This window comes from Bacillus sp. FJAT-27251 (assembly GCF_001273925.1).
GTDB lineage: Bacteria > Bacillota > Bacilli > Bacillales > Cytobacillaceae > Mesobacillus_B.
The window spans coordinates 4,629,208-4,652,894 of sequence record NZ_LIGG01000001.1; the positions used below are offsets into that span (position 1 = coordinate 4,629,208).

Consider the following 23,687-nt stretch of genomic DNA (forward strand, 5'->3'; position numbering starts at 1 on the left):
TTTATGCCACCTCTTTCATTACACCAGTATATTTTGGCGTGATATTCTGGTACCTTCCATTCCAGATGGCAAAGAGGGAACCGATTACGACCATGGTGGAGCCAATCCAGAGCCAGCTGATCATTGGGTTTATCTTAATGATGAAGGTAGCCGTTCCATTTTCTTCCCAGGTGCTTAACACCATGTACAAATCCTCTGCAATGGACGTATGCAGGGCCACTTCGGAAGAAGGCTGATCCCAGTTGCCGTAGAATATTTTTTCCGGCTGGAAGACTCCCAGCCTTTCCCCGTTCTTAAAAACGGTCAAATCCGCGTACACAATATCGTTGATCCCTTCCGACCGCTGGTCAAGGCGTTCGTATGTGATTCGGTAATCCTCGATATCAACAGACTCTCCAAGCTTTAACGTCTTCATTGTTTCAACATCGTAATTTTGCGAGCCAATAATGCCCATGGCGATAAACGCAATCCCAATATGGACAATATAGCCGCCATAGCGCCGCCTGTTTTTTGTCATGAGCTTGTAGAGCGCAGTCAGGATACCCTCCTTTGTCATCTTTCTCCTGGCTTTTACCCCTCTGTAGAACTCGAAATAATGGGTGATGAACAGGAAAATGATGACTCCATACCCGATTACCGCCCATGCTTTCTGGATTCCCAGCGTAACCATCAATGTCATGCCGGCAAGGCTCAGGATGGAAGGAAGCAAGAAGTTCTTTTTTAAATTCTTTGCTGATGAGCGCTGCCAGGCCAGCAGCGGGCACACGGCCATTACAAACATCATTCCAAGGAGGATCGGTGCCTGTACGGTGTTGAAAAAAGGGATCCCGACCGTAACCTTCGTGCCGCGGACGGCCTCGGATACAAGCGGGAAGATCGTGCCCCAAAAGACAGCAAAGGCCGATCCCACAAGGAGCAGGTTATTGATTAAAAAGCTGCTCTCTTTTGATACAAATGATGTGAACTCCCCGGCACTTCTTTTCAATAGATGATATCTGCTCATTAATACATAAAGGGCTCCCACTACTGCGATGCCCATGAATATCAGGAAGTACATGCCAAGGTTTGAATCAGCAAAGGCATGTACAGAGGTCAGCACTCCGCTCCTGACAAGGAAGGTTCCAAATAAAGTCAAAGCGTAAGACAGGATGATTAACGAGATGTTCCAAACCTTCAGCATATTTTTCCGTTCCTGGATCATGACGGAATGAAGGAAGGCTGTTGCGGTCAGCCATGGCATAAAGGATGCATTTTCAACCGGGTCCCATGCCCAGTATCCTCCCCACCCCAGTTCCACATAAGCCCATTGTCCGCCCAGGATGTTGCCAAGAGTCAGGAATAGCCACGCAATGATGGTCCACCGTCTGGTCATTTTTATCCAGAAGTCGTCCATATTTTTCAAGATCAAGGCAGCCATGGCAAAAGCAAACGGCACGGCTAATCCCACGTATCCAAGGTAAAGCGTGACAGGATGTACAATCATGCCCGGATTCTGAAGCATCGGATTCAGTCCCCTGCCTTCAGCAGGCACATAATCAAGCATGGTGAATGGCTGGGCCACAAAGCCAAGCACAATGAAAAAGAAAATCGTATTGACAAGCAAGATGGCAGAAATATATGGAACCATTGGATTGCCTTTCATTTTTCTGGAGTAGGCAATCATGGCGGTATACATGGTTAAAAAGAATGTCCATAACAACAGGGAGCCTGAATTCCCCGCCCACAGGGCAGCCAGCTTATACCCCATTGGAAGTTCACTGCTCGTGTAATTATTGACATATTCATAGACAAATTGGGAGGTTCCCAAAAAATAGAGCAATACAGCCGCTGCGACTGCTGTACAAATAAAGACAGCCAGCACACCGCCTTTTCCGCTGTTGACAAGCCGCTGCTGTTTGGTTTTAATGCCTGCCATAAGGATGACCAGGGAATAAACAGCCAGGGCCAGCCCTAAATAGATTGCTGTGTTACCCAGTAAATACATATTGTCCACCTTCTTCTAGTCTCGGTCTGTTCCCTCTTCCGGGGACTTGTCCAGTTTGTCTTTATGGAATTCAGGGTCATAATTTTCCATATCTTCGCCTTCATATTTCGAAGGACATCTTGTTTTTACAGTTTCAGCCTCAAACGTCCCGTCTTCTTTAATGAAGCCTTGGAGAATCGCAATGACACCTTCAGAGAAATTGTCAGGCTTTACACCTTTGTGGGCTACCCTCAGCCTGTTTCCTTCCTCGTCCTGAACATCAAATTCCAGAAGAATTTCATCCGCGTTCCATTTGATCGACTCCTCGATAAGCAAGCCTTCAACTGTAATATAGTTCTCTTTGTACTTCTCGCCATTCTCCACTAGCTCCTTCAATTTCAGTTCCACTCCGCTGGATGCCGGGGTTGCCGCCAGAAGCAATAATAGAATGGCCCCGGCGATTGCAAATCCGCCAATCATGACAAGAGTGTTCTTTTTCATTACTCTCACTCCTTTAAATTAGTTTTCTCATTTTTTCTTCATATGTTTTTTCGTCAATTTTTCCAGTCAAGAGCTTGTTCCGCAGCTGTTTCTTCTCTTCGGCAATGTCCCTGGCTTTAGGAGCAGCATAACCTGCTTTTCTGGCAGCAGTTTTGCTGCGGTTATTTTGCGCTTTCGTGTTCGGTGCCTTGCCCCTAAGGCCAAAATAGATGAAGGCCCCGGCAATGATGACGGATATTCCGATAATAATAGCTCCGGCTGTTCCGATGATTGGAGAGGTTGCAGGCGTTCCCGAACTGTTTTGAAGCGCCGGCTCCCCTTCATTTGACCCATTATGGTTTTCATCATTTGGTGGGGTCTGCTTGCTGATCAGGGAAAGCGTCGATTCGTGGCCATCTTTTATGTAGGATGCCGTATATGAAACAGGCTTGTCCTTCTTGACATTCGAATACTGGAAATGATGAAGTTCTTGGCCGTAATCGCTCTTGGATATATTATCCGCCTGCTGATTAAGCTTGAATGCTTCCGCCTTGACAGGATTGAAAACGATGATGTTCAACTGGTCAATTCCGGCAGGAGGGTTGTAGCTGAATTCAAACTCCTTTTCTGCTCCGGAAACCTTGAACGGACTTGAATAATATTCAATGACAAACTGGTAGTTTTGTCCCTTTTTTATGCCCTCGGCAGGCTGCCATGTCAACACTCCCTTTTCTTTATCGACCTTGTAGGGACGCTGGATTTCCGGCTTATCGTCTGCAGGGAACTCGGCAACAAGATACACGCTGAAATTCCCATCTTCCGCAGGGACCGGGAATTCAAGTTCACCTTTAAAATCCTGCCCGCTCTCGTTCGTGATTGTTCCGTAAAAGGCACTGAGCAGGCTCGGTTTGTCTCCCTTCCAATCGTCGGGGTAGTCGAATTCCGGCATAACCTGAATCGTCATTTCTTTATAGGGAAAATCCTCGGCTACAAAGCCTTCTTGCGCTTGTGCGCTGTTTAGAACAAAAGATGCGGAAATGAAAAAGGCCATGATAATGGACAGCCATTTTTTTAACATGCAGATCCTCCTTTATTTCGGGTCATTTCTATCATATTTAATGTCTTGCTAATTTTAACTATAGTAGGCTTTCCCTGAAATCGCTCAGGGAGATTTGAACATTTTGTTACCCCGCGAAAAACTTTAGGATTCTGTCAAAAAATCCACAAAAAGTATTCACGAATTCCCCAAAATGAGTATTAACACTTTAACCACGTTCTTAATAGTGAAATAAAAACCCATATGGAAGTGTCATTGAATCTCCATACCAAATGCAGGCCTTTTCAGTTAAAATACCTATATCTTTATACCGGGAGGAATGACATGAGCAAATTAACGGCTTTGATGTTTAGCTTTTTGTTTTTTGCTGGATGCAGTGCAGGTTCATATAAAACGATTTCTGTATCAGAAGCAGAAACGATGATGGAGAGCGGAAACGTGGAGGTCATCGATGTACGGACGCCTGAGGAATATTCGGCGGGCCATATAAGGGGCTCAAAGTTGGTGCCCCTGCAAAGCCTGAAAGCAGCGATTTCAGAATTGGACAAAGAGAAGGAATACGTTATTGTCTGCCGAAGCGGAAATCGTTCCGCCGAAGCGAGTTCAATCCTTGCGGGGAATGGTTTCCTGAATATTTTCAACATGAGCGGCGGGATGAACGATTGGACAGGAGAAGTGGAGCGGCCTTATTGAGCCGTCTTTCAAAAAAAAGAAAAGACTTCCATCATTGATTTGTGGAAGGCTTTTTTTCATCTGTTGTGTTTGATTGCGCATTTTCAGACGGATGATGCTGCGATTCCCGAGGGTCATATTTTTTCACTAAATCCTGGCGAATATAGCTGATAATATCGCTGATTTGCTGCTCTTCCAGCTGTCTGACACCCTCCAGCCCCTTGAGGGACGGACCCATCCGCGTATTTTCCCGGCCATAGGCGGCTGACAGCCACATTTGTTCATCCGTTGTCTGCTCCAATCGGTTGGGATGGGTAAGAGCTGTAGCTGTTCCTTTCAATCCGCTGCCAGTCATGCCATGACAATTGGCACAATATAGGTCATAGAGTTTTCCCCCGTTTAACGGATCGCCATCGAATGCTGTCGGAGCCTCCATTTTCACAGGTTTTGTTTGCCAGCTCCTAATGTAGGAAACCAGCTGGCCAATTTGCTCCTTCTCCAAGATCGACCCATACTCCGGCATCATCGCCTCCGGCCTGCCATCTTCAATATGCTTTGAAATATCTTCATTGGTATAGACGCTGAGGTAATACTGATTATTGAGAGCGGTACCGGCCAGCGTACCCTCACCTTTGCCATTTTCCCCATGGCAGGCAAGGCAAAGCTGGTTATACAGCTTTTCGCCCTGTTTGATATAAACCCTTTCTTCCTGGCTAGGCCCTTGGGAAATATAAGCTGTTACTGCAACGGACAAAATAATCCCTGCTGCAAACAGCCAAAATATTATTTTCCGCATTTTTCCCTCCTATTGTGGAGCGGATGTTGGTGTCGGATTTCCATACTTCTCGTACTTTTTCGTGATTAATCGGTAAATTTCCTTAATGTCTTTTCCATCCTGTTCCATTTCTACCGCCTCCCGGGCGATATCTACACAAATGTCTCAGGCTATGCCATGGGGATCCCATTCGTTCACAGCATGATCCGGCCCCATGTCCTTAACGAAGCAATCCAGATTGTTCATATGGCCTGCGCTTGCATTACAATTACAATAACAAGGAACAGAAGCGAGGACCTCCGGATAATTTGCTGCCATTAAATATGTCTCCTGGACAACCGGGGACGAGTTCAGAACATAATCCGGCATAGCGGCATGCTTGGTTTCAAGAACAAGCTCCTGGGTTTCAGCCCCTGAACTGCATCCAGAAGCAAGCCCTATTGTCAGTAACCCGGCTACAATTAAAGCACTCAATCTTTTCAATAATGTCACCCACTTAAGTTAAGATGATTTCAGGGTTATTTTATCAGAAACCAACTATATAAATAGTGAAAAATTATTACTAATTGGTGACAAGAAAAGCGCAAGCGCCTTGCTCAGCCCCGACAAGCGCTGGAGGGCCAGCTGATGAAGTCGTTCTTTGACTTCAACAGATGGACCGAAGCGACTCGAGGGGCTAGGCGCTGGAGCTAGACAGTTATCTAAGTGCAGAAACTTTATACTTTCTTATCCTGATAAAAAAAACCTGCTTGCAAGGGCAAGCAGGTTTTGCATTATGCGCGGGAAACATAAGAGCTTTCAGTAGTATTGATAATCAGGCGATCTCCCTGGTTAATAAAGAATGGAACTTGAACTGTAAGGCCTGTTTCAAGAGTTGCAGGCTTGGATCCGCCTGAAGCAGTATCACCTTTAATTCCTGGCTCGGTTTCCGTCACTTCAAGTTCAACTGTATTCGGAAGCTCCACTCCGAGAGTCTCACCTTGATACATCATAATGGATACTTCCATATTTTCCTTAAGGAATTTCAACTCATACTCAATGGAGGCAGCCGGCAGTTCAATTTGCTCGTAGGATTCATTGTCCATGAAGACATGCTGATCGCCGTTTGCATATAGATATTGCATTTTGCGGTTGTCAATCTGTGCCTTCCCAACCTTTTCGCCTGCGCGGAACGTCTTTTCCTGTACAGCGCCAGTACGCAGGTTACGCAGTTTGGAACGGACAAAAGCGGCTCCTTTTCCTGGTTTCACATGCTGAAAATCCATGACACGCCAAATGCCATTATCCACTTCGATGGTCAAGCCTGTTTTAAAATCGTTAACTGAAATCATGTTAGTCCTCCTAGCTTTTCTTAAAGAATGATCAGCTCTTTAGTTGAATGTGTAAGCCGCTCATTATGGTCTGCTGTAATGACAATATCATCCTCGATCCTGACTCCGCCAAGGCCAGGTATGTAAATTCCCGGTTCGACGGTGACAACCATCCCGGTTTCAAGAACCACATCGGATTTGAACGAAAGCCCGGGGCCTTCATGGACCTCAAGGCCGATACCATGGCCTGTCGAATGTCCGAAATATTCTCCATATCCTTGTTCAGTGATATAATCCCTTGTTAAAGCGTCTGCCTGCTTCCCGGTCAATCCCGGCTTGATTCCAGCAACTCCTCGCATTTGGGCATCCAGTACAATCTGATAAATTTCCTTTAGCCGATCGGAAGGTTCGCCTGCTGCTACTGTTCTCGTAATGTCCGAAACGTATCCTTTATAGTACGCTCCAAAATCGAGAGTTACAAAGTCGCCGGATTCGATCACCTTGTCACTGGCAACGCCATGCGGCAGGGCCGAACGATGTCCGGAAGCAACAATGATATCAAATGAAGAGGAAGCCGCTCCCAGAGACCTCATATGGAATTCCAATTCGTTGGAAACCTGAAGCTCTGTTAAACCGGGGCGAATGTAATCAAGGATATGTGTAAATGCAGCATCGGCAATATCCGCTGCTTCCTTTAATATCTTAATCTCTGCCTTTGTCTTTATCAAGCGTAACTTTTCAATTTCTCCGGAAACAGGGACAAGTTCGGCGCCGATTTCCTTCTCAAACACCTTGAAAGCTGCAAATGTAACATGCTCTTCCTCAAAGCCCAGTTTGCTTATACCCAGTTTTTTAACCTGCGAAGCCACTTCATTGGCAATCGTCCCCTTGTGCTGGATGATTTCATATCCCTGGCATTGTGCCGCAGCCTGCTCCGTATAGCGGAAATCGGTAATAAATTGTGCTTTTCCTGCAGAAATCAGCACTGCGCCGGCTGATCCAGTAAAACCAGTCATATACCTTCTGTTGTAGCTGCTTGTTATGAGCATGGCATCAAGACCAAGGCTTTCCAGCCGCTCCTGCAATTTTTGGATTTTTTCCATATGGACCCTCTCCTAACTCGTGAAAAAAAGAATGTTCAATAAGAACATTCTAACATAACTGAAATCTTGCGTACTACTTTCAAGAACAAAGAAGACAGGACAAGAAACATCAGGCCGGGGCCTCTTCCCTCTGATTCCTTTTCCCGCTGCGCTCTGTTTCTTCAAAGGAGATGGAATACCCGATAAATACCCCAAACAGAACATAAAAGCACGCTGAAGTAATCAAGGTGTTCCTGGAAAGTTCCAAAAAAGGCTTTATTCCTGGAAAAATCGGATTCAACACATAAAATACGAGCAGGAATAGGGCTACTCCATAAAGAGCCCCCACCCAGAGACTATCAAATTTTCTCAAAAATGCATAGTATACAAAAGCTGCACCAATTGATATGAGACCGATGGACAGAATCGAAAAGACCGTGCCAATCCATCCCTTTTTCCAATCTCCCAGTGCCCATGGCTCCAAAATTACATTTGGCCTTATTTCCGTAAAATTAAAAACATATGCCAGTAAAGCGAGCGAACTCCATAATATGCCGCCTACCAGTCCGGTTATGATGACCATGCTGATAAAGGACATGGGTTTTTCATGCTGGTTCTGTTCGAGCTTTTTTCCATTATCTTCTCCCATCATACAGCACCTCCTTTTCTTATTATGTCCATCGCCCTTTAATCTATTGCATAAAATCCATTTGCTGGTTCACGCTTATTTTTCGGGAAACGAAGCGATAACCTAGAGGTTTGATGTTTTTTTTAGTAAGATATAGGTAAGTATAGAATTATGGGGCTTTGGTTTTATTGGAAAACGGGAAGGAAAAACCTCTGCTCTTGGAGAAATTGTATAAATAATTTCATTCCTGGTTTAAAAACAAAAAAAATTGCTCATGATGCTCATAGGGAGGTGGCTTTTTTGAAAAATCGGACGTCATTTTATATTGTTGCAGGATTGATTTCTCTTGCAATAATAGGTATTATTTCACAGCTGGTTAATAATCCGGCCGGTTTTTTCCGTTCAATCGCCATAATGGTGTTGATTGTTGCCGTAATCTTTTTCCTCATTAATCGTTTTTCCAAAGCTGGCCCTCAAAAACATGAGCAGCGAGCATTCAATAAAGCAGCAAAACAATCAAAAAAACGATTCCAGCATAAAGAAAGCCATACATCTGGCAAACGCACGCCAATCGGGTCGCTGTCCGCAGCAAGAAAAAAGAAGAAAGATGCATCCCACCTGACTGTGATTGAAGGAAGGAAAGGGAAAAAGAAAAATCGGGCCTCCTTTTGAGCCCGATTTTTTTTTTGCTAATAGCCCCACTTCCTGAAAAAATCCATGGCACATTTATACCCAAGCTGGATAAGGTCCTTTTTTTTGCCGGAGGTCAATTGGAACTCCGTAGCCAATACTCCCTCAGTTGGAATGAATATGATATTTTTTTCATGCTTCCGTGAAATGTATCTCGAATCATGAGCGTCTTTCATCGTTTCGAACAGCGCTTCGAACATCCTGATGGCATTTTTGATTTCATGGCGGGGATGTTCGGCAAGATTATGGCTCAGTTTGATGCCCAGGACCGGACGGGTCTTTTTTACATTTTCCTTATCAAACAGCCACATTGGAAAATTGCTAAGGACCCCGCCATCGACAATGACGCTGGTCCCTCCGCCATTTTCCTTCAATTTGACAGGCTCAAAAAAATATGGAAGGCTGCAGCTCATCCTGACAGCTTTGGCAATCGGAAAGGAACGGGGGTCTATTCCGTATCTTGGCAAGTCATCAGGAAGAATGAACAGCCTTCCATTGGTAAGGTCTGAAGCAACTATTCTCAAAGCATCTGGCGGGAGATCGCCAAAAGTTCTTAAACCTTTGTCAGCAAGCTTTTCAGTCAGCCACATTTCCAGCTCTTTGCCCTTATACAGGCCCAGCCGCCAATAAATGAACAGCCATTTTGCCAAAGCGGAAGGAATAAGATTATTCCGTGAGTCCATGAAACTTTTTAAATCCATTTCATCGACAAGCCGGATAATTTCTCCGCTTGTATACCCTGCAGTGATGAGGGCAGCAACGATTGAGCCGGCACTGGTGCCTGCTACCCTCTTGAAGGCAAACCCTTTTTCTTCAACAGCTGCATAAGCTCCAATAAGGGCGAATCCTTTGATCCCTCCGCCTGAAAACACGCCGTCTATATACATACAAGTCCACCCCTGTCAGTAACTTGCTTGTTACATCTTTAAGCGGCTTCCCTGTAAAATAGTACGTCGTACAAGGCGAAAATTTATGGAATCAAGTAAAATATTGTACTTCAGCCTCCGGGAAATAAGATTTGATGTACTCGCGAATCGTGGTTTCAAGTTCATTGGCCTGTTCGGGCTGATAGACATATTTGCCAATGCCGTAACGCCCCCATTTATATTTGCGTTCTTCTTCATTCATTTCAAGCTTTGTCTTAGGATAGCGCTTCATGATGACTTTCTTGGCTGGTTTTGTAAAGCGGTGCTGGATCAGTTCAAAGGTCAGGTCTCCCAGTTGTATACCCTCAAGCGAGTGGTGCAGCCGCTCGAATAATTCACGATATCCTTCTTCCCATCCTTCATGGCGGTAGATCGGTGCGACAATGAATCCCAGGGGATAGCCTGCGCCAGCCACTTTCCTGGCCGCTTCAAGCCGTTCATCGAAGGACGAAGTTCCCGGTTCAAAATTTTTTATCACAAACCGCGAATTGACACTGAAGCGGAAACGGGTCTTTCCATTATGTTTTGCATCAAGCAGATGGTCAACATGATGGTATTTTGTAACAAACCTCAGCCTTCCATATTCGGTCTGCCCAATGAATTCGATTGTCTTTTTCAATGCATGCGTCAGGTGATCAATGCCGACGATATCAGAGGTACAGGCTGCTTCAAACCKGGTGATTTCCGGTTTCCTTTCCTCGATATACTTTTCGGTTTGTTCAAAGATTTCCTCCAGATTGACGTAGGTGCGGATATAGGGTTTGCTTCCGAGTGTCGTCTGCAAGTAGCAGTAATGGCAATGGCCCATACAGCCCGTTGCCAAAGGGATGGCGTACTCGGCGGAGGGCTTGGACGTATCAAATTTTAGTGTCCTCCTCACTCCAACCACAAGAGTGGACTTGGCATTGCGGTATTGCTGGAGTTCATTGTCTCCGGGAATGTTCCTGACTTGGTTATGGGAAGTGGTTTCCCTGATTTCAAGGCCCATGCCTTCAAATTTTTCCTTTAGCTCACGGCCGAGGGGATATTCCAATGCTTGCGGTTCAATATAGACGAGCTGGGGTGTAAATGGTTTCATCCTTCAACCTCATTTCTTCCATGATTTCTTATTTGTTAGTATGAGCCTGAAGGTAGAAAAGAGGTTATAGAAATTTTTCCAGTGAATAAAAAAGAAGCAGGACTCTAATAGTCCTGCTCCATTCGCTTTATTTACAGTCCGCACTTAAGCTGTGCGTTACAGTTTGTACATGTATTGCAGCCGCCAATTTCCTTGACTTCGCCTTTACGGCAAACCGGGCAGGTGTTGCCAACTTCTGAACCGATGGTTACGTTCGTCGAACGAAGTTCATGGATGGTGTCCACTAATACGACATGCTGTTTTGCTTTTTCTTTCTTTGCTGTATTGTCTTCTTCTTCAAAGCTGTTTTCTTCCGCCTTCAGGGTCAGGACCTGTGTATCACGGGAGCCGTCAACATAAACGGTGCCGCCTTTTGCGCCGCCTTTATAAAGACGCTCGTACACGGCTTCCACCTGTTCAACGCTGTATCCCTTAGGCGCGTTAACGGTCTTGCTTATGGAGCTGTCGATCCAGCGCTGGATGACGCACTGTACATCCGCATGCGCTTCTGGCGCAAGCTCCATTGCTGTAACAAACCAGTTTGGCAGGTTTTCTGGATCTGCTTCCGGGTTTTGCTGCAGGTATTCCTCAACGATATCCGCTTTTACTTCAATGAATTTGCCAAGACGGCCGCTTCTGAAGTAAGAGAAAGAGAAATATGGTTCAAGTCCTGTAGAGACGCCAACCATGGTTCCGGTGCTCACATTTGTTACTTCCTATTTTTTATAGGAGGCGGGATTATTATTACCCGCTCCATATGTCGCCATATGGGTCAGACTATATCATCAACCAAATGATATTGCTTTGAACATCTATGGTTGCTCGGCATGTAGTCGTTGAGGGGTCAGCCACGACTTCCCTGCGGATTGTCTGGTAGGTTTTCCAACACTCTTGTGTTTTTACCTAATATGAATAGCTGGCAAGGCTCAGGTAACAAGAGATACGCCAGAGTTTCCCGCATATAGCCAAGTTTACACTACATTCTTGCGAATATAGGGGGCAAGCAATTTACCCGTCGGAGCCACAGTCAGTAAATGCGAATTGCGAATGCCATTTTCGAGGATAGCCTCGCGTACATCTTCAGGCATTTTTTTCATAAAGCCTGTGTTGATGAACGCATTCCTTAAAGTATTCGTTTCTTCTGCAGTTTCACCATTCAGGAATGGGAAGCTGCCCTTTTCTTTAGCGAGTTCTACTGATGCGCGGTATGCAGTGGTAGCAATGGTTTCGAATACTTTATCTACCAGTTCATTGCCTTTCTCTGAACCGTATTCTGTTTCGCAGTAGATCAGCAAATCGTGAAGGCCCATTACTCCAAGGCCGACACGGCGTTCGCCAAGAGCCTGCTTTTTATTTTCTTCAAGGAAGTAAGGCGTTGCATCAATGACGTTGTCTTGCATCCTTACGCCCACTTCTACTGTGCGCTTTAATTTTTCAAAGTTAACTGTCTTTGTTTCCTTATCAGCCATTTCGGCAAGGTTGACAGCTGCAAGGTTACAAACGCTGTATGGTGCGAGGGGTTGTTCCCCACACGGGTTCGTCGCAACAACTTTTTGCCCATAAGCTTGGGCGTTTGTCTCGTCATTGGCATTGTCGATGAAGAAGATGCCTGGCTCAGCGGAGTAGGTGGCACAAATGTTGATCAGGTTCCAGAGTTCTTTCGCCTTGATCTTTTTATACGTGCGCACTTTATAGCCGAGCTTTTCCCATTCGCGGACATCGCCGACTTTATGCCACTCTTCATTGTAGGTCTCCATCGTTTCTGGATCATAAGACTCTACATCAGGGAAGCGCAATGCAAAATCGCCGTCATTCTCGACTGCTTCCATGAATTCTTTTGTCAATGTGACAGAAATGTTTGCCCCTGTCAGGAATTCCGGATTGTGAACAGTATAGTTTCCGCCTGTCTGAAGCTTTTCTTCAGCCGCCTGGATGATTTCCGCGCTGAAGCCGCCGTATCCCGGAATATTTTTATAGTTCACGATTCCCTGGTACATCGCTTCTTCCTGCAAGGTCAGCGGAGTGAACTTTAATTTTTCTTTCGCATGCTTTTTAATCGTTTCATCCTCGGTGTTTTCAATAAGGAAACGCAGGATGCGAGGGTTTTGCATTTTTGAAATGATGAATTCAATGATATCAGGATGCCACGTACATACCGTTCCTTTCGGAATATTTCGCTGCATTTGCAGCCGGACTAGACTATATCATCACCCTCAGCATAACCTGTTAGGGGCCGGGCGCTTGTGAGAGTTTATTGTTGGGACTCACTCTCTAGTCGTTGAACCTTCGCCATCACCTGTGCCCAATGACGCTTGGCTGCAGATTATCCAATGCAAAGCAATTTTTATAGCCTTCACGCTCACCGTTTCCAGTCACGTTGTGGCTTGCCTGCCTCTAAGGACTTCCCTGCAATTCACCCGATTTTCTAACCGTTCATTGTCTGAACGATGCGGACTAATGCATCAATAAATATTTCTTCTTTACCATAAGTCTTTTCATGGCACTTTTTACAGAGAGTAATGCCATTTGTAATATCAAACTGTTTTTCAGGATATAGCTTTTTAGGGTATATATGATGAGCAGCAATTTGTCTCGAATTAGAAGAGCATTCAGGCATTTTGCATCTGTATCCATCCCGGATATAGACTCTTTTTCGCCATGATTTATACTCAGCAGAGTCAGTTATATCAATAGTTTCAACCCTATTCTTCCTTAGATAATCCTTATAACAGTCGTAACTGCAATAATTTCTCTGGCTTCTTTGGATGGAAGAATAGACCTTTTCTATCTTTATTTCACAATTTAAACATTTGATCTCTACTCGGTTTTTAACCCTAGTATCTTTTATCTTTTGAATGGAAGTTTTAGAATGTTTCTTTCCTCTTCTAGGAGCACCTTTATCAATTTCTTGGTGACCCCTAACTTCCCAGCCAAAGTACAAGATTCGATCCAGGATAGTTGTATAACTTACTCCTAACTCGTTCGCTATTACTGTGTATCCTTTTCTTTGTACTATATATTGATTAAATAACCAATTTTTTTCGTCAAATAGCTGATCTCCCAACTTCAATGGGGATTTCCTAATTCCAAGCCTTCTAAGACGATTTTTAATTACTGTTTTAGATACCCCGTTTTCTCTTGCTATTGCCTGTAAGGTTTGATTTTCAATTATATACTTTTGGTAAAGAAAATCCTTGGTAAGAGATAGCATGATTAGCCCTCCTCTAATCACGAACACTCGTTCTGTCTATATCTTACCAAAAATAATGAATAATGTCATTATTTAATCCGCCAGCATAATCATCTGGGCGCCCCTTCTGGATCCACCCTGCTCAACCAAATGCGTCAATTTTGCAATATCATCCAGCCAGGATACCGATCCTGAGGATTTGCCGTTTACGCCTTTGGCAAGCGTGTTGCGCGGACGGAGAGTCGAACCGTTCGTGCCTACGCCGCCTCCGCGGCTCATGATCTCCATTACCTGCTTGCGGTGCTCGGAGATTCCTTCGCGGGAGTCCTGGACAAACGGCATTACATAGCAGTTAAAGTATGTAACGTCCGTATCAGCACCAGCACCGTACAGCACACGGCCTGCCGGAATGAAGTTAAGATTCGACAGTTCCTGATAAAACTTTTCGAACCACTCTTTCCGTTTCTCCTCCGTTTTTTCGACCGAAGCAAGACCCGTTGCATTGCGTTTTGCAATCTGTTCATAAAAAACTTCAAGCGGCTTCTCAATTACGTCAAGAGACTTTCTGATGATGCCTGTCCTTGCTTCCTCCGGATCATCCAATACACCACGGAATTCCTCATCAACCTGGACGGTTGCATATTTTGATTCCCAGTCTATATCCAGTATAAATCCGAGTCCGCGTGCCGGAAACTTTGGATCTTCTTTGATGGTAAGAACGACAAAGTCGCCCTCCGACAAGGTTACTTTCTCCGTATCCTTGAATGTATACCGATCCAGCATGACAAGACGGGATACCCCTTTGTGGGTCGTCTTCATGTCAGGTGTAATGGGATGGACCTGAGGAAACAGGCTAATATCCTTGTTCAGGTTCTCAATATTAATATTCATTTTTCGGCCTAGCTCAACAGACATAATCACATCTCCTTCTAGTAAAATTCAGAAATACCGTCCAGTTTAAAAGGTTTAGAGGAAATCTCTGCTCATTCTGGATGTACTTTCGAATTACCCTTACGTTATCATATCAAAACACCATAAATCAATATATAGTGTATTTTTAATTTTCGACAACACAACATGTTGATTTTAGGTCAACTCTATTCAAATTTGTCAAACAAGAAATCCATAAGAAAAAAGAGAGAATAAGAGAGAAAGGCAGTTATCTGCCATAAAACGATAAATTTCAACAAATTTCACAGCTTGCATTTTCCCACTGCCGGAAAAGACCTTGTCAGAAAAGGAGCAAAAAAAAAAAGCGGTCCTTGGCCGCCCTCTTTATCTTTTGAAGGTCCACTCTTCAGATTCGTATTTTGTCTTTGCCAGCTGTTTGACATAGTCCATTTCTTCAGGACTCAGAGTGTAGGGTTCCAGGCCGATATCCAAAGCTTCCTCAAAGCCCTCCCTGAATGCCTGCTTGGCTTCATCAATGCCAATTCTCCGCGGGCTGATTTCATTGATTGCCACCGCCTTGGTTTTAAAAGCATTCTGCATCCGCTCTTTAACCCGTTCGTTTGGGTATTTAAACAGACTGAACAGCTTGTCTTCATCCAAATCGAGCAATATGGCGCCGTGCTGGAGGATGACACCCTTTTGGCGGGTCTGTGCACTTCCGGCCACTTTCCTGCCTTCTACCACCAGTTCATACCAGCTTGGTGCATCAAAACAAACAGCCGACCGCGGATTTTTGAGGGCACTTTTCTCATCATCACTTTTAGGGACTGCAAAATACGCATCCAGGCCCAGCCTTTGGAACCCTTTTAAAATCCCTTCCGAAATAACCCTGTACGCCTCTGTGACTGTCTTGGGCATATCGGGATGGTCTTCGGAGACAATGACACTGTATGTAAGTTCATGCTCATGAAGGACCCCGCGTCCGCCTGTAGGACGGCGCACAAAACCAAGGCGATGCTGTTTCACGGCCTCCATGTTGATCTCCTTCTCGATTTTTTGAAAATAACCGATGGACAGAGTCGCTGGATTCCAGCCGTAGAATCGGATAACAGGCGGGATTTTCCCTTCGCTGTGCCAATCAAGCAGCGCTTCGTCAAGCGCCATGTTGAAGGATGGCGAACCATCGCCCGAATCAATATATCTCCAAACTTCTTTCATGATGCAACCCCACTTATCCTAATAGCTTTTAAGTCTATCATAGTCTAACAAATTAAATGGCAAATTCAAAGCAAGCCGTATTCGAGCCGCTTTGTCGAAAAAGATAATATTTCAACTAATTCCCTTTGCTCTCGTACACAATCACTTATATAATATAAGGTGGCAGTCAGTTCGAAAGGAGAAAAAATATTGGAAACACTTTATTTCATTTTAATTCTACTTGGAGTAATCGTCGCTTACTCTGCCTTCATGTATTTCTATCAGCGTCGTATCGTAAAAACCTTGACGGAAGATGAGTTCAAAGCAGGATATCGCAAGGCCCAGCTTATTGATGTCCGTGAACCAAATGAATACCAGGCCGGCCACATCCTCGGGGCAAGGAACATCCCGGTTTCCCAGCTGCGCATGCGCATGAAGGAAATTCGCCCGGACAAGCCTGTTTACCTATATTGCCAAAGCGGAGCCCGCAGCGGCCGTGCAGCCCAAATGCTCCACAGGAAAGGCTATAAGGATTTATCCCACCTGCAGGGCGGCTTCAAAAAATGGGGAGGCAAGATCAAAACAAAATAATCCAATGGATAACCCCCCTCTGGTTTGATCAGAGGGGGGTTTTTATGCTCTGCATTTATTTAGCTTTTTTGATAGCGCAAAACTGGTTTTCTCGCCGCGGTAGCCTCATCGAGCCTTCCGATCACCGTGCTGTGCGGAGCTTCCTGGACGATTTCAGGATTCTCCTCTGCCTCCCTGGCTATCTGGATCATGGCGTCAATGAAGGCATCAAGCGTTTCCTTCGACTCTGTTTCAGTAGGCTCAATCATGATGCACTCTTCCACGTTCAGAGGGAAGTAGATGGTTGGCGGATGATAGCCAAAATCGAGCAGCCTCTTCGCTATATCAAGCGTTCTGACTCCCAGCTTCTTCTGGCGTCTTCCGCTTAATACAAATTCGTGCTTGCAGTGCTTATCATACGGCAAATCATAATGTTCAGCGAGTCTTCTCATCATATAGTTGGCATTTAGAACCGCGTATTCTGTTACGGCCTTCAAGCCATCAGGCCCCATACTGCGGATATAGGTATAGGCACGGACGTTGATGCCGAAGTTGCCGTAGAATGGCTTTACACGGCCAATGGACTGCGGACGGTCATAGTCGAAGACATACTGGTCATCCTGCTTGGTAAGAATCGGCTTTGGCAGGTATGGAATCAAATCTGATTTTACTCCTACCGGACCTGAACCCGGGCCGCCTCCGCCGTGAGGACCGGTAAATGTCTTATGGAGATTCAAGTGTACAACATCGAATCCCATATCTCCTGGACGGGCTTTTGAGAGCACCGCGTTAAGGTTCGCTCCGTCATAATAGAGCTTGCCGCCGGCACCGTGGACAATTTCGGCCATTTCGACAATATGCTCTTCAAACAATCCTAGTGTATTCGGATTCGTCAGCATGAGGGCGGCAGTATCTGGCCCTACGACCTTTTTCAAATCTTCAAGGTCAACCAGTCCGTCTTCATTTGATTTTACCGTAACCGTTTCAAAACCTGCCACAGTTGCGGATGCCGGATTTGTTCCATGAGCAGAATCCGGGACAATGACCTTTGTTCTTTCCAGGTCACCGTTGCTCTCGTGGAAAGCGCGGATCATCATCAACCCTGTCCACTCACCGTGAGCGCCAGCAGCAGGCTGCAAAGTAACTTCATCCATTCCGGTGATCTCGATCAAATGCTGCTGAAGGTCATACATCAATTCAAGGGCACCCTGGACAGAGCTCTCATCCTGCAGAGGATGCACATGGGCAAAGCCATTGTAACGGGCAACATTTTCATTGATCTTTGGATTGTATTTCATTGTGCAGGATCCTAAAGGATAAAAGCCGGAATCGACCCCATGGTTCCGTTTGGAAAGAGCCGTATAGTGGCGCATAATATCCAGCTCGGAAACTTCCGGCAGTTCCGCTTCTTCTTCACGAAGATAGCCTTCCGGCAGCAGTTCGGATAAATCCGCTTCCGGCACATCCATTTCAGGCAGGCTGTATCCTACTCGCCCCGGGCTGCTTAGTTCAAAAATGAGGTGCTGATCTTCCTTATGCATGGCTATCCCCCAATTCTTCCACAAAGGTATCGATTTCTTCCTTGGTCCTGAGTTCCGTGACCGCAATCAGCATATGCTCCTTCAATTCAGGATAATCCCTGCCAAGGTCATATCCGCCAATGATTCCTTTTGCCAAAAGCTCTTCATTGATGGCTTTGACCGGCCTGTTCGTCTTGATGACAAATTCATTGAAGGATGGTCCTTCAAAGACAATTTCGAATCCGGCTTTCTTAAAAGCGTTACGCGCATAATTGGCCTTTTGGATATTCGCAATCGCCATTTCCTTTACGCCTTTTTTGCCGAGTGCTGTCATCGCTACGGAAGCAGCAAGAGCATTCAAAGCCTGATTGGAACATATATTCGACGTTGCCTTGTCTCGGCGGATATGCTGCTCCCTTGCCTGCAGGGTCAGCACGAATCCCCGGCGTCCTTCTTCATCCTTGGACTGGCCGACAAGGCGTCCCGGTATCTTTCTCATTAACTTTGAGGTAACCGCAAAATATCCGCAGTGCGGCCCGCCAAATGCAGCAGGGATTCCAAATGGCTGGGCATCCCCGACGACGATATCAGCACCAAATTTGCCAGGAGGAGTCAAGGCTCCCAGTGCAAGCGGGTTGCTTGAAACGACAAACAGGGATTTTTTGGTATGGGCAATCTTTTCAAGTTCATTCATGTTTTCAATGCGCCCGAAGAAGTTTGGATACTGGACAATGACGGCCGCTGTATTTTCGTCTGCCATTTCCTCAAGTGCTTCAAGGTCAGTGATTCCGTCCTTGAACGGTACCTCCACCACTTCAATGTATTGGCCCTTGGCGTATGTTTTGACTACGTCTTTTGCCTCTGGGTGGACAGCCGCTGAAATAAGGACCTTCTTCCTTTTCGTTTGGGCCGCACTGAGCATGGCTGCTTCAGCCAGGGCTGTTCCTCCGTCATACATCGACGAGTTTGCCACATCCATGCCGGTCAGCTCGCAAATCATCGTCTGGAATTCAAAGATGGCCTGCAGCTCTCCTTGAGAAATTTCCGGCTGGTAAGGAGTATAGGCAGTATAGAATTCGGAACGGGAAATAACATGGTCCACAATCACAGGCATATAGTGGTCATATACTCCTGCCCCGAGAAAGGATGTATTGGTTTTTAGATCGGCATTTTTGCCAGCCATCCTTGCCAGTTCCTTCATTAGTGCAGGTTCTGACTTGGCAGGCTTGATTTTGTATTCACCTTTAAAACGGACACTTTCCGGAATATCGCTGAATAATTCATCAACAGAAGATACGCCAATCGCATCCAGCATGGCGGTTTTATCGCTTTCAGTAAGCGGCAGATAACGGTGCTTCATAATTTCCCCCTCTTTCTGGCTCTATTTTTCACGCTTATAAAAAGGTGTTTCTGCAATCGTCGCTTTCAGTCTTTTACCGCGAATTTCAACTTCGATTTCTGTCCCAAGTGCGGTATGCTGTGCTTCCAACAGGGCAAGCCCGATGTTTCGTTTCAGCGTAGGCGACTGCGTGCCTGTCGTCACTTCACCAATTTTGTTTCCATCCCTGTACACAGGGTAGCCATGCCGCGGAATGCCGCGGTCGAGCATCTCAATGCCCGCCAATTTCCGGCCGGTAGAGTTTTCTTTCTGTTCCTTCAGAGCTGCTTTTCCAATAAAATCGGAATCCTTGTTCAATTTTACGGCAAAACCGATTCCTGCTTCGAGCGGAGTAATATCCTTGGACAGCTCCTGGCCATACAGAACAAGGTTCGCTTCAAAGCGAAGAGTATCTCTTGCTCCCAATCCGCATGGCAGGACGCCCTCTTCATTCCCGGCCTCAAGAATCTCTTTCCAAAGACTGGCAGCATCTTCAGGATTGCAGTAAATCTCAAAGCCGTCTTCCCCTGTATAACCTGTTCTTGAGACAAGGGCTTTTTTTCCATTAAGTTCGACATCGTTTTGGAACTTGAAGAAGCCAATCGACTGAAGGTCAAAGTCGCCGGCAAGCTTCTGGAGCACCCGTTCGGCTGCGGGTCCCTGCAGTGCAAGCTGGGCCATATCCTCCGACAGGTTTTTCAGCTCTGCCTCTTCCTCAAGATGGTCTTCGAGCCATTTAAAATCTTTGTCAATATTGGCAGCATTGACAACAAGTATGTAGTGGTCCTCATCTAGTTTATAGATGAGCAAATCGTCGATGGTGCCGCCGTTTTCATAGCACATCGCCGTGTATTGCGCACCCCCGCTTTTCAGCTTGGAAACATCATTGGTCATCATTTTTTGCAGAAAATCCAGGCTTCCCGGTCCCTTTACCTCAAACTCGCCCATATGGGAAACATCAAACAGCCCCGCTCTCGTACGCACGGCCACATGTTCTTCCTTTATCCCGGAGAACTGGACAGGAAGTTCCCAACCGCCAAAGTCGATTGTCTTGCCCCCATATTCCTTGTACACCTCAAATAATGGAGTACGCTTCAATTCAGTCATCAAATCTGCCCCCTTCTTAGACTTTAAATCTGGTCTTTTAGGCTATATGTGTAATTCTTTTCCCTTCTCTTTTGAAGCAAAAAAAGGACAGAATGACCCCTTTGCATAAAGAAGGTCTCTGTCCTTTCACCTGAAAGTTTACCTTTTACAAGGCTTTCCCCTTTGGTGGCTTCACCAGGAAGCACTCTCCAGAGCTGCGTCCAACAAGAGTTCTTTTGCCTGAGAGATTCACAATGAATGCTTGCTCCTTCGGCGCTACAAATGTAGTCTCTCCCCTTGCCATCATCCGCATCAATATTTTTTTCGAGAGTGGGCATGCTATACCCTGAACGATAAGGAAAAAGCATTTGCACAACTCAGAATATGAAAAATTTCAAAACATTCAAATCTACTCCCATCCTACCATTACAAAGCAGGATTGGGCAATATATTAATTTATGGATATAGGAGTGAGAATATTGACGGTGGAAATTTCATTCGACTCAACCTGGCAGGACGGCTTGCTAAGCAGGATGGAAAATGACGGGCCGTGGGCGAATTGGGAACTGTTCAAGCTGGCAGTAGAGGTTGAAAAGCATACGATAATTCCCGAGTTCGACGGCTTGCAGGCGCCTAAGCATCTGCCGCAGCTCACTCCCCTGCCCCACCAGCTTGAGGTTGCCCGCCAGGTTGTCGAAAATATGAATGGAAAGGCGATCCTGGCCGATGAAGTCGGACTGGGGAAAACAATCGAGGCTGGCCTGATCCTTAAGGAATATATGATTAGAGGGCTCGTAAAGAAGGCCCTGATTCTTGTTCCAGCTTCACTGGTGTCCCAGTGGGAAGCGGAACTGAACACAAAATTCTTCATTTCCGCCGTAGCCCAGCGCAAAAGTTATGTATGGGAGAAATGTGATATCGTCGTGTCCTCGATTGACACAGCCAAACGCAACCCCCATCGCGATATCATCTATAAGCAAGATTACGACTTGGTAGTCATTGATGAGGCCCATAAGCTAAAAAACAGCAAAACTAAAAACTATGAATTTGTACAAAACCTGAAGAAAAAATTCTGCCTTTTGCTCACCGCCACTCCAATCCAGAACCGGATTGAGGAAATTTTCAACCTTGTAAGCCTGTTGAAGCCCGGCCATCTCGGAAGTGAGGCGGCTTTTTTTGAACAATATAAAAAAAACGCCCGCTCCGTTCAGGATGATGAGCATCTGCGCGAACTCGTCAATAAGGTGATGATTCGAAACAGGCGAAGTGATACGGGGATTGAATGGACAAAGCGGCATGTTGAAACCATCTCAATCGAAACCACAAAGCACGAAAAAGAACTGTATGACAGCATCAGCCTGTTAAGCGGAAACGACGCTTTTACTTCTGGAGCCTTTTCATTGATGACGTTAAAACGCGAGGCATGCAGCAGCCGGGAAGCCGTATATTATACCTTAAAGAATATGCTTCAGCGGCAGGAAACCCCCTCACCCGCCTACGGGGAAACTATTGATGCACTCATCGAAAAAGTCCAGGCCGTTACAACAAATTCAAAAGCCGAGAAGGCGTTGGAGCTGATTAAAAAAATCGACGATAAGGTGATCATCTTTACCGAGTATCGGGCGACCCAGCTGTACCTTCAATGGTTTTTGCAACAGCATGGGATCACATCCGTCCCATTTCGCGGAGGCTTTAAACGAGGAAAAAAAGACTGGATGAGAGAATTGTTCGAGAAGCGCGCCCAGGTGCTGATTGCCACGGAAGCGGGCGGTGAGGGGATCAATCTCCAGTTTTGCCACCATATCATCAACTTCGATTTGCCTTGGAATCCTATGAGGCTCGAACAGAGAATTGGGAGGATCCACCGACTTGGGCAGGAAAAAGACGTTATGATTTATAATTTTGCAATCAAAGATACAGTCGAGGAACATGTTCTTAAACTGCTTTATGAAAAGATCAACCTGTTTGAAAAGGTGATTGGCGACCTTGATGATATTTTGACCAAACTGGATTTCGGCAGTATTGAAGACCATTTGATTGATATTTTCGGACAATCTTCTTCGGAAGGTGAAATGAAAATCAAAATGGAGAACTTCACCTCCATGATTCAATTCGCGGAAGAAATGAAAGGAGGGACCTCACATGCAGCAACAGGAAATCCATGATTTTTTAAACAGATACTTCCAGGCCAATAGCTGTCCGCCGACTGAATTGACAAGCAGTCATATGACTATCCAACTGTCGGAAGAACTGGATAAGGAGCTTATGAACCGCCCTTTCTACTGGCATTATCTAGAAAAGACAGGCGGTGTTCCCAACCCAATGAAACTGACATTGGTGACCAATCCCCAGGAGGCGCCTCCTGAAATCAAGGGGGAACCGGTCCATTTTGGCTCTCCCAGGCTGCATCAAATTTTTGCCTCTGCAAAAAAATTGGGCAGTTATATCCGGCTGTACGAGAGCCGGCAGGGACAGTCAGGCGTGCAGGTTCCTTTGCTTCCGTGGCTTTGTCTTAACATGAAAGTTTCTTATCAATGTGACCGCAAGCGGGACGTATATGAGTCAATCGGACTGCAGCTAATAAACGGGAAGATGGTGACCAGTTTCCACGAGCGCCTGCTTCAGCTGCCTCTGACTCCAAGGATTCCGGATTATGCCTTTACCCTTTCCCCGCTCATCATGCCCAGGAGTGGATTCATGAGAATCGAAAAAATGATGAGGACACAAATTGGCAATGAAGACCATTCATGGGCCGAGAACGCGCGGCAGCGATGGAAAAAAGACCAGGATCTCCTCGATCACTTTTACAAGGATGCCGAAGAGATATCAGAAAGCTACGAGGTGGAAAAACAGGCACTCAAAGAACAATTCGAGCCGAAAATCCATGTTTCGATTATAAACGGCGGCCTTTTTTACTTAACCGAACAGGCGATATAGAAGCGTGGGAAGCTGTTTATCCGGAAGGCCGAGACCTACCGGAAGCTGAAGAAACGCTAATTGCTGCCCGCCAAGAACTAAAATCTGCGGGACCTTACGAAATTTGGGGTTGATGGTGGCTGTCAAAGTCTGAAATGGCCAGCTACTCTTAAAAACAGGCACTGACGAGGACTGTCAGTGCCCAAAATGGACTCCTACTCTCAAAAACGGGCACTGAC

The 23,687-nt window shown here is 45.7% G+C and carries 21 protein-coding genes, 2 pseudogenes and 2 riboswitches; of the genes and pseudogenes, 5 read left to right on the forward strand and 18 right to left on the reverse strand.

From position 1 onward, the window contains the following. Position 1: 1 nt before the first annotated feature. The 3 genes from ADU22_RS21905 to ADU22_RS21915 are packed head-to-tail and all read right to left on the reverse strand — an operon-like array spanning position 2 to position 3,521. Complete coding sequence (locus ADU22_RS21905) at positions 2-1,984, reverse strand: heme lyase CcmF/NrfE family subunit (protein ID WP_053364068.1); 1,983 nt, start codon at positions 1,982-1,984, stop codon at positions 2-4. Between the two features lie 15 nt (positions 1,985-1,999). Further along, positions 2,000-2,464, reverse strand: a complete 465-nt coding sequence (locus ADU22_RS21910; RefSeq protein WP_053364069.1) for a cytochrome c maturation protein CcmE — start codon at positions 2,462-2,464, stop codon at positions 2,000-2,002. A 13-nt stretch (positions 2,465-2,477) separates the two neighbouring features. Then, complete coding sequence (locus tag ADU22_RS21915; protein ID WP_053364070.1) at positions 2,478-3,521, reverse strand: hypothetical protein; 1,044 nt, start codon at positions 3,519-3,521, stop codon at positions 2,478-2,480. A gap of 303 nt (positions 3,522-3,824) precedes the next feature. Here ADU22_RS21915 and ADU22_RS21920 point away from each other — a divergent pair, with 303 nt between their 5' ends. Next, on the forward strand, positions 3,825-4,193 hold the full coding sequence (locus tag ADU22_RS21920; protein ID WP_053364071.1) for a rhodanese-like domain-containing protein: 369 nt from the start codon (positions 3,825-3,827) through the stop codon (positions 4,191-4,193). Positions 4,194-4,224: 31 nt separating this feature from the next. Here ADU22_RS21920 and ADU22_RS21925 read toward each other — a convergent pair whose 3' ends face one another. The 5 genes from ADU22_RS21925 to ADU22_RS21945 form a co-directional block, all read right to left on the reverse strand. Further along, positions 4,225-4,968: a c-type cytochrome gene (locus ADU22_RS21925; protein WP_053364072.1), complete on the reverse strand. Its 744-nt coding sequence runs from the start codon at positions 4,966-4,968 to the stop codon at positions 4,225-4,227. A gap of 9 nt (positions 4,969-4,977) precedes the next feature. Further along, positions 4,978-5,430, reverse strand: a complete 453-nt coding sequence (locus tag ADU22_RS25335) for a PCYCGC motif-containing (lipo)protein (RefSeq protein ID WP_353611400.1) — start codon at positions 5,428-5,430, stop codon at positions 4,978-4,980. A gap of 290 nt (positions 5,431-5,720) precedes the next feature. Next, positions 5,721-6,278 carry an elongation factor P gene (gene efp, locus ADU22_RS21935; RefSeq protein WP_046526368.1) on the reverse strand — a complete coding sequence of 186 codons (558 nt, stop codon included), beginning with the start codon at positions 6,276-6,278 and terminating at the stop codon, positions 5,721-5,723. Positions 6,279-6,298: 20 nt separating this feature from the next. Then, the gene (locus ADU22_RS21940) at positions 6,299-7,360 is read right to left on the reverse strand and encodes a M24 family metallopeptidase (protein WP_053364074.1); all 1,062 of its coding nucleotides are present in this window, start codon (positions 7,358-7,360) and stop codon (positions 6,299-6,301) included. A 109-nt stretch (positions 7,361-7,469) separates the two neighbouring features. Continuing rightward, complete coding sequence (locus ADU22_RS21945) at positions 7,470-7,988, reverse strand: YqhR family membrane protein (RefSeq protein WP_053364708.1); 519 nt, start codon at positions 7,986-7,988, stop codon at positions 7,470-7,472. Between the two features lie 150 nt (positions 7,989-8,138). On the opposite strand from ADU22_RS21945, the gene ADU22_RS21950 reads away from it, so the two are divergent. Continuing rightward, the gene (locus tag ADU22_RS21950) at positions 8,139-8,639 is read left to right on the forward strand and encodes an SA1362 family protein (protein ID WP_286132362.1); all 501 of its coding nucleotides are present in this window, start codon (positions 8,139-8,141) and stop codon (positions 8,637-8,639) included. A 17-nt stretch (positions 8,640-8,656) separates the two neighbouring features. On the opposite strand, the gene ADU22_RS21955 is transcribed toward ADU22_RS21950, so the two are convergent. From ADU22_RS21955 to lipM, 7 genes and pseudogenes are all read right to left on the reverse strand, one after another. Beyond that, the gene (locus ADU22_RS21955) at positions 8,657-9,544 is read right to left on the reverse strand and encodes a patatin-like phospholipase family protein (protein WP_053364075.1); all 888 of its coding nucleotides are present in this window, start codon (positions 9,542-9,544) and stop codon (positions 8,657-8,659) included. A gap of 91 nt (positions 9,545-9,635) precedes the next feature. Then, on the reverse strand, positions 9,636-10,661 hold the full coding sequence (gene splB, locus ADU22_RS21960; protein ID WP_053364076.1) for a spore photoproduct lyase: 1,026 nt from the start codon (positions 10,659-10,661) through the stop codon (positions 9,636-9,638). A gap of 131 nt (positions 10,662-10,792) precedes the next feature. Then, positions 10,793-11,401 (reverse strand): annotated as a pseudogene (locus ADU22_RS21965) (ribonucleotide reductase barrel domain-containing protein); the annotation flags it as partial. Positions 11,402-11,671: 270 nt separating this feature from the next. After that, positions 11,672-12,889 (reverse strand): ribonucleotide reductase barrel domain-containing protein, encoded by a 1,218-nt coding sequence (locus ADU22_RS21970; RefSeq protein ID WP_353611411.1) that lies wholly within the window; start codon positions 12,887-12,889, stop codon positions 11,672-11,674. Positions 12,890-13,125: 236 nt separating this feature from the next. Next, a complete protein-coding gene (locus tag ADU22_RS25095; protein ID WP_053364078.1) occupies positions 13,126-13,911 on the reverse strand; it encodes an HNH endonuclease in 786 nt (261 codons plus the stop codon). Between the two features lie 75 nt (positions 13,912-13,986). Beyond that, a pseudogene (locus tag ADU22_RS21980) lies at positions 13,987-14,805 on the reverse strand (ribonucleotide reductase barrel domain-containing protein); the annotation flags it as partial. A gap of 360 nt (positions 14,806-15,165) precedes the next feature. Next, positions 15,166-16,002, reverse strand: a complete 837-nt coding sequence (lipM, locus tag ADU22_RS21985; protein ID WP_053364079.1) for an octanoyltransferase LipM — start codon at positions 16,000-16,002, stop codon at positions 15,166-15,168. A gap of 186 nt (positions 16,003-16,188) precedes the next feature. On the opposite strand from lipM, the gene ADU22_RS21990 reads away from it, so the two are divergent. Continuing rightward, positions 16,189-16,569, forward strand: coding sequence for a rhodanese-like domain-containing protein (locus ADU22_RS21990; RefSeq protein ID WP_053364080.1), 381 nt, complete (start codon positions 16,189-16,191; stop codon positions 16,567-16,569). Positions 16,570-16,628: 59 nt separating this feature from the next. Here ADU22_RS21990 and gcvPB read toward each other — a convergent pair whose 3' ends face one another. From gcvPB to gcvT, 3 genes are read right to left on the reverse strand one after another with little or no spacing between them, the layout of a single operon-like run. Further along, positions 16,629-18,089 carry an aminomethyl-transferring glycine dehydrogenase subunit GcvPB gene (gene gcvPB / locus ADU22_RS21995; protein ID WP_046526362.1) on the reverse strand — a complete coding sequence of 487 codons (1,461 nt, stop codon included), beginning with the start codon at positions 18,087-18,089 and terminating at the stop codon, positions 16,629-16,631. Next, entirely contained in the window at positions 18,082-19,428 is a 1,347-nt protein-coding gene (gene gcvPA, locus ADU22_RS22000; RefSeq protein ID WP_053364081.1) for an aminomethyl-transferring glycine dehydrogenase subunit GcvPA, read from the reverse strand. The genes gcvPB and gcvPA overlap by 8 nt, the downstream gene beginning before the upstream one ends. A 21-nt stretch (positions 19,429-19,449) precedes the next feature. Next, a complete protein-coding gene (gene gcvT, locus ADU22_RS22005) occupies positions 19,450-20,553 on the reverse strand; it encodes a glycine cleavage system aminomethyltransferase GcvT (protein WP_053364082.1) in 1,104 nt (367 codons plus the stop codon). Between the two features lie 116 nt (positions 20,554-20,669). Further along, positions 20,670-20,747, reverse strand: a riboswitch (glycine riboswitch). A gap of 3 nt (positions 20,748-20,750) precedes the next feature. Next, positions 20,751-20,839: riboswitch (glycine riboswitch) on the reverse strand. Between the two features lie 172 nt (positions 20,840-21,011). On the opposite strand from gcvT, the gene ADU22_RS22015 reads away from it, so the two are divergent. Both ADU22_RS22015 and ADU22_RS22020 read left to right on the forward strand, forming a co-directional pair. Further along, positions 21,012-22,697, forward strand: a complete 1,686-nt coding sequence (locus ADU22_RS22015) for a DEAD/DEAH box helicase (protein ID WP_053364084.1) — start codon at positions 21,012-21,014, stop codon at positions 22,695-22,697. After that, entirely contained in the window at positions 22,675-23,469 is a 795-nt protein-coding gene (locus ADU22_RS22020) for a YqhG family protein (protein WP_053364085.1), read from the forward strand. Before ADU22_RS22015 ends, ADU22_RS22020 begins: the two co-directional genes overlap by 23 nt. The last annotated feature ends 218 nt before the right edge of the window (positions 23,470-23,687 follow it).

Bases quoted from the DNA above. Each gene is read 5' to 3' on its own strand.
- ADU22_RS21920 (WP_053364071.1), top strand. From the start codon at position 3,825: ATGAGCAAATTAACGGCTTTGATGTTTAGCTTTTTGTTTTTTGCTGGA.
- gcvPB (WP_046526362.1), bottom strand. From the start codon at position 18,089: ATGCATAAGGAAGATCAGCACCTCATTTTTGAACTAAGCAGCCCGGGG.
- ADU22_RS21915 (WP_053364070.1), bottom strand. From the start codon at position 3,521: ATGTTAAAAAAATGGCTGTCCATTATCATGGCCTTTTTCATTTCCGCA.
- ADU22_RS21905 (WP_053364068.1), bottom strand. From the start codon at position 1,984: ATGTATTTACTGGGTAACACAGCAATCTATTTAGGGCTGGCCCTGGCT.
- ADU22_RS21955 (WP_053364075.1), bottom strand. From the start codon at position 9,544: ATGTATATAGACGGCGTGTTTTCAGGCGGAGGGATCAAAGGATTCGCC.
- ADU22_RS21950 (WP_286132362.1), top strand. From the start codon at position 8,139: ATGGGGCTTTGGTTTTATTGGAAAACGGGAAGGAAAAACCTCTGCTCT.
- ADU22_RS21925 (WP_053364072.1), bottom strand. From the start codon at position 4,968: ATGCGGAAAATAATATTTTGGCTGTTTGCAGCAGGGATTATTTTGTCC.
- gcvPA (WP_053364081.1), bottom strand. From the start codon at position 19,428: ATGAAGCACCGTTATCTGCCGCTTACTGAAAGCGATAAAACCGCCATG.
- ADU22_RS25095 (WP_053364078.1), bottom strand. From the start codon at position 13,911: ATGCTATCTCTTACCAAGGATTTTCTTTACCAAAAGTATATAATTGAA.
- gcvT (WP_053364082.1), bottom strand. From the start codon at position 20,553: ATGACTGAATTGAAGCGTACTCCATTATTTGAGGTGTACAAGGAATAT.
- ADU22_RS21910 (WP_053364069.1), bottom strand. From the start codon at position 2,464: ATGAAAAAGAACACTCTTGTCATGATTGGCGGATTTGCAATCGCCGGG.
- ADU22_RS22020 (WP_053364085.1), top strand. From the start codon at position 22,675: ATGCAGCAACAGGAAATCCATGATTTTTTAAACAGATACTTCCAGGCC.
- ADU22_RS21945 (WP_053364708.1), bottom strand. From the start codon at position 7,988: ATGGGAGAAGATAATGGAAAAAAGCTCGAACAGAACCAGCATGAAAAA.
- efp (WP_046526368.1), bottom strand. From the start codon at position 6,278: ATGATTTCAGTTAACGATTTTAAAACAGGCTTGACCATCGAAGTGGAT.
- ADU22_RS21940 (WP_053364074.1), bottom strand. From the start codon at position 7,360: ATGGAAAAAATCCAAAAATTGCAGGAGCGGCTGGAAAGCCTTGGTCTT.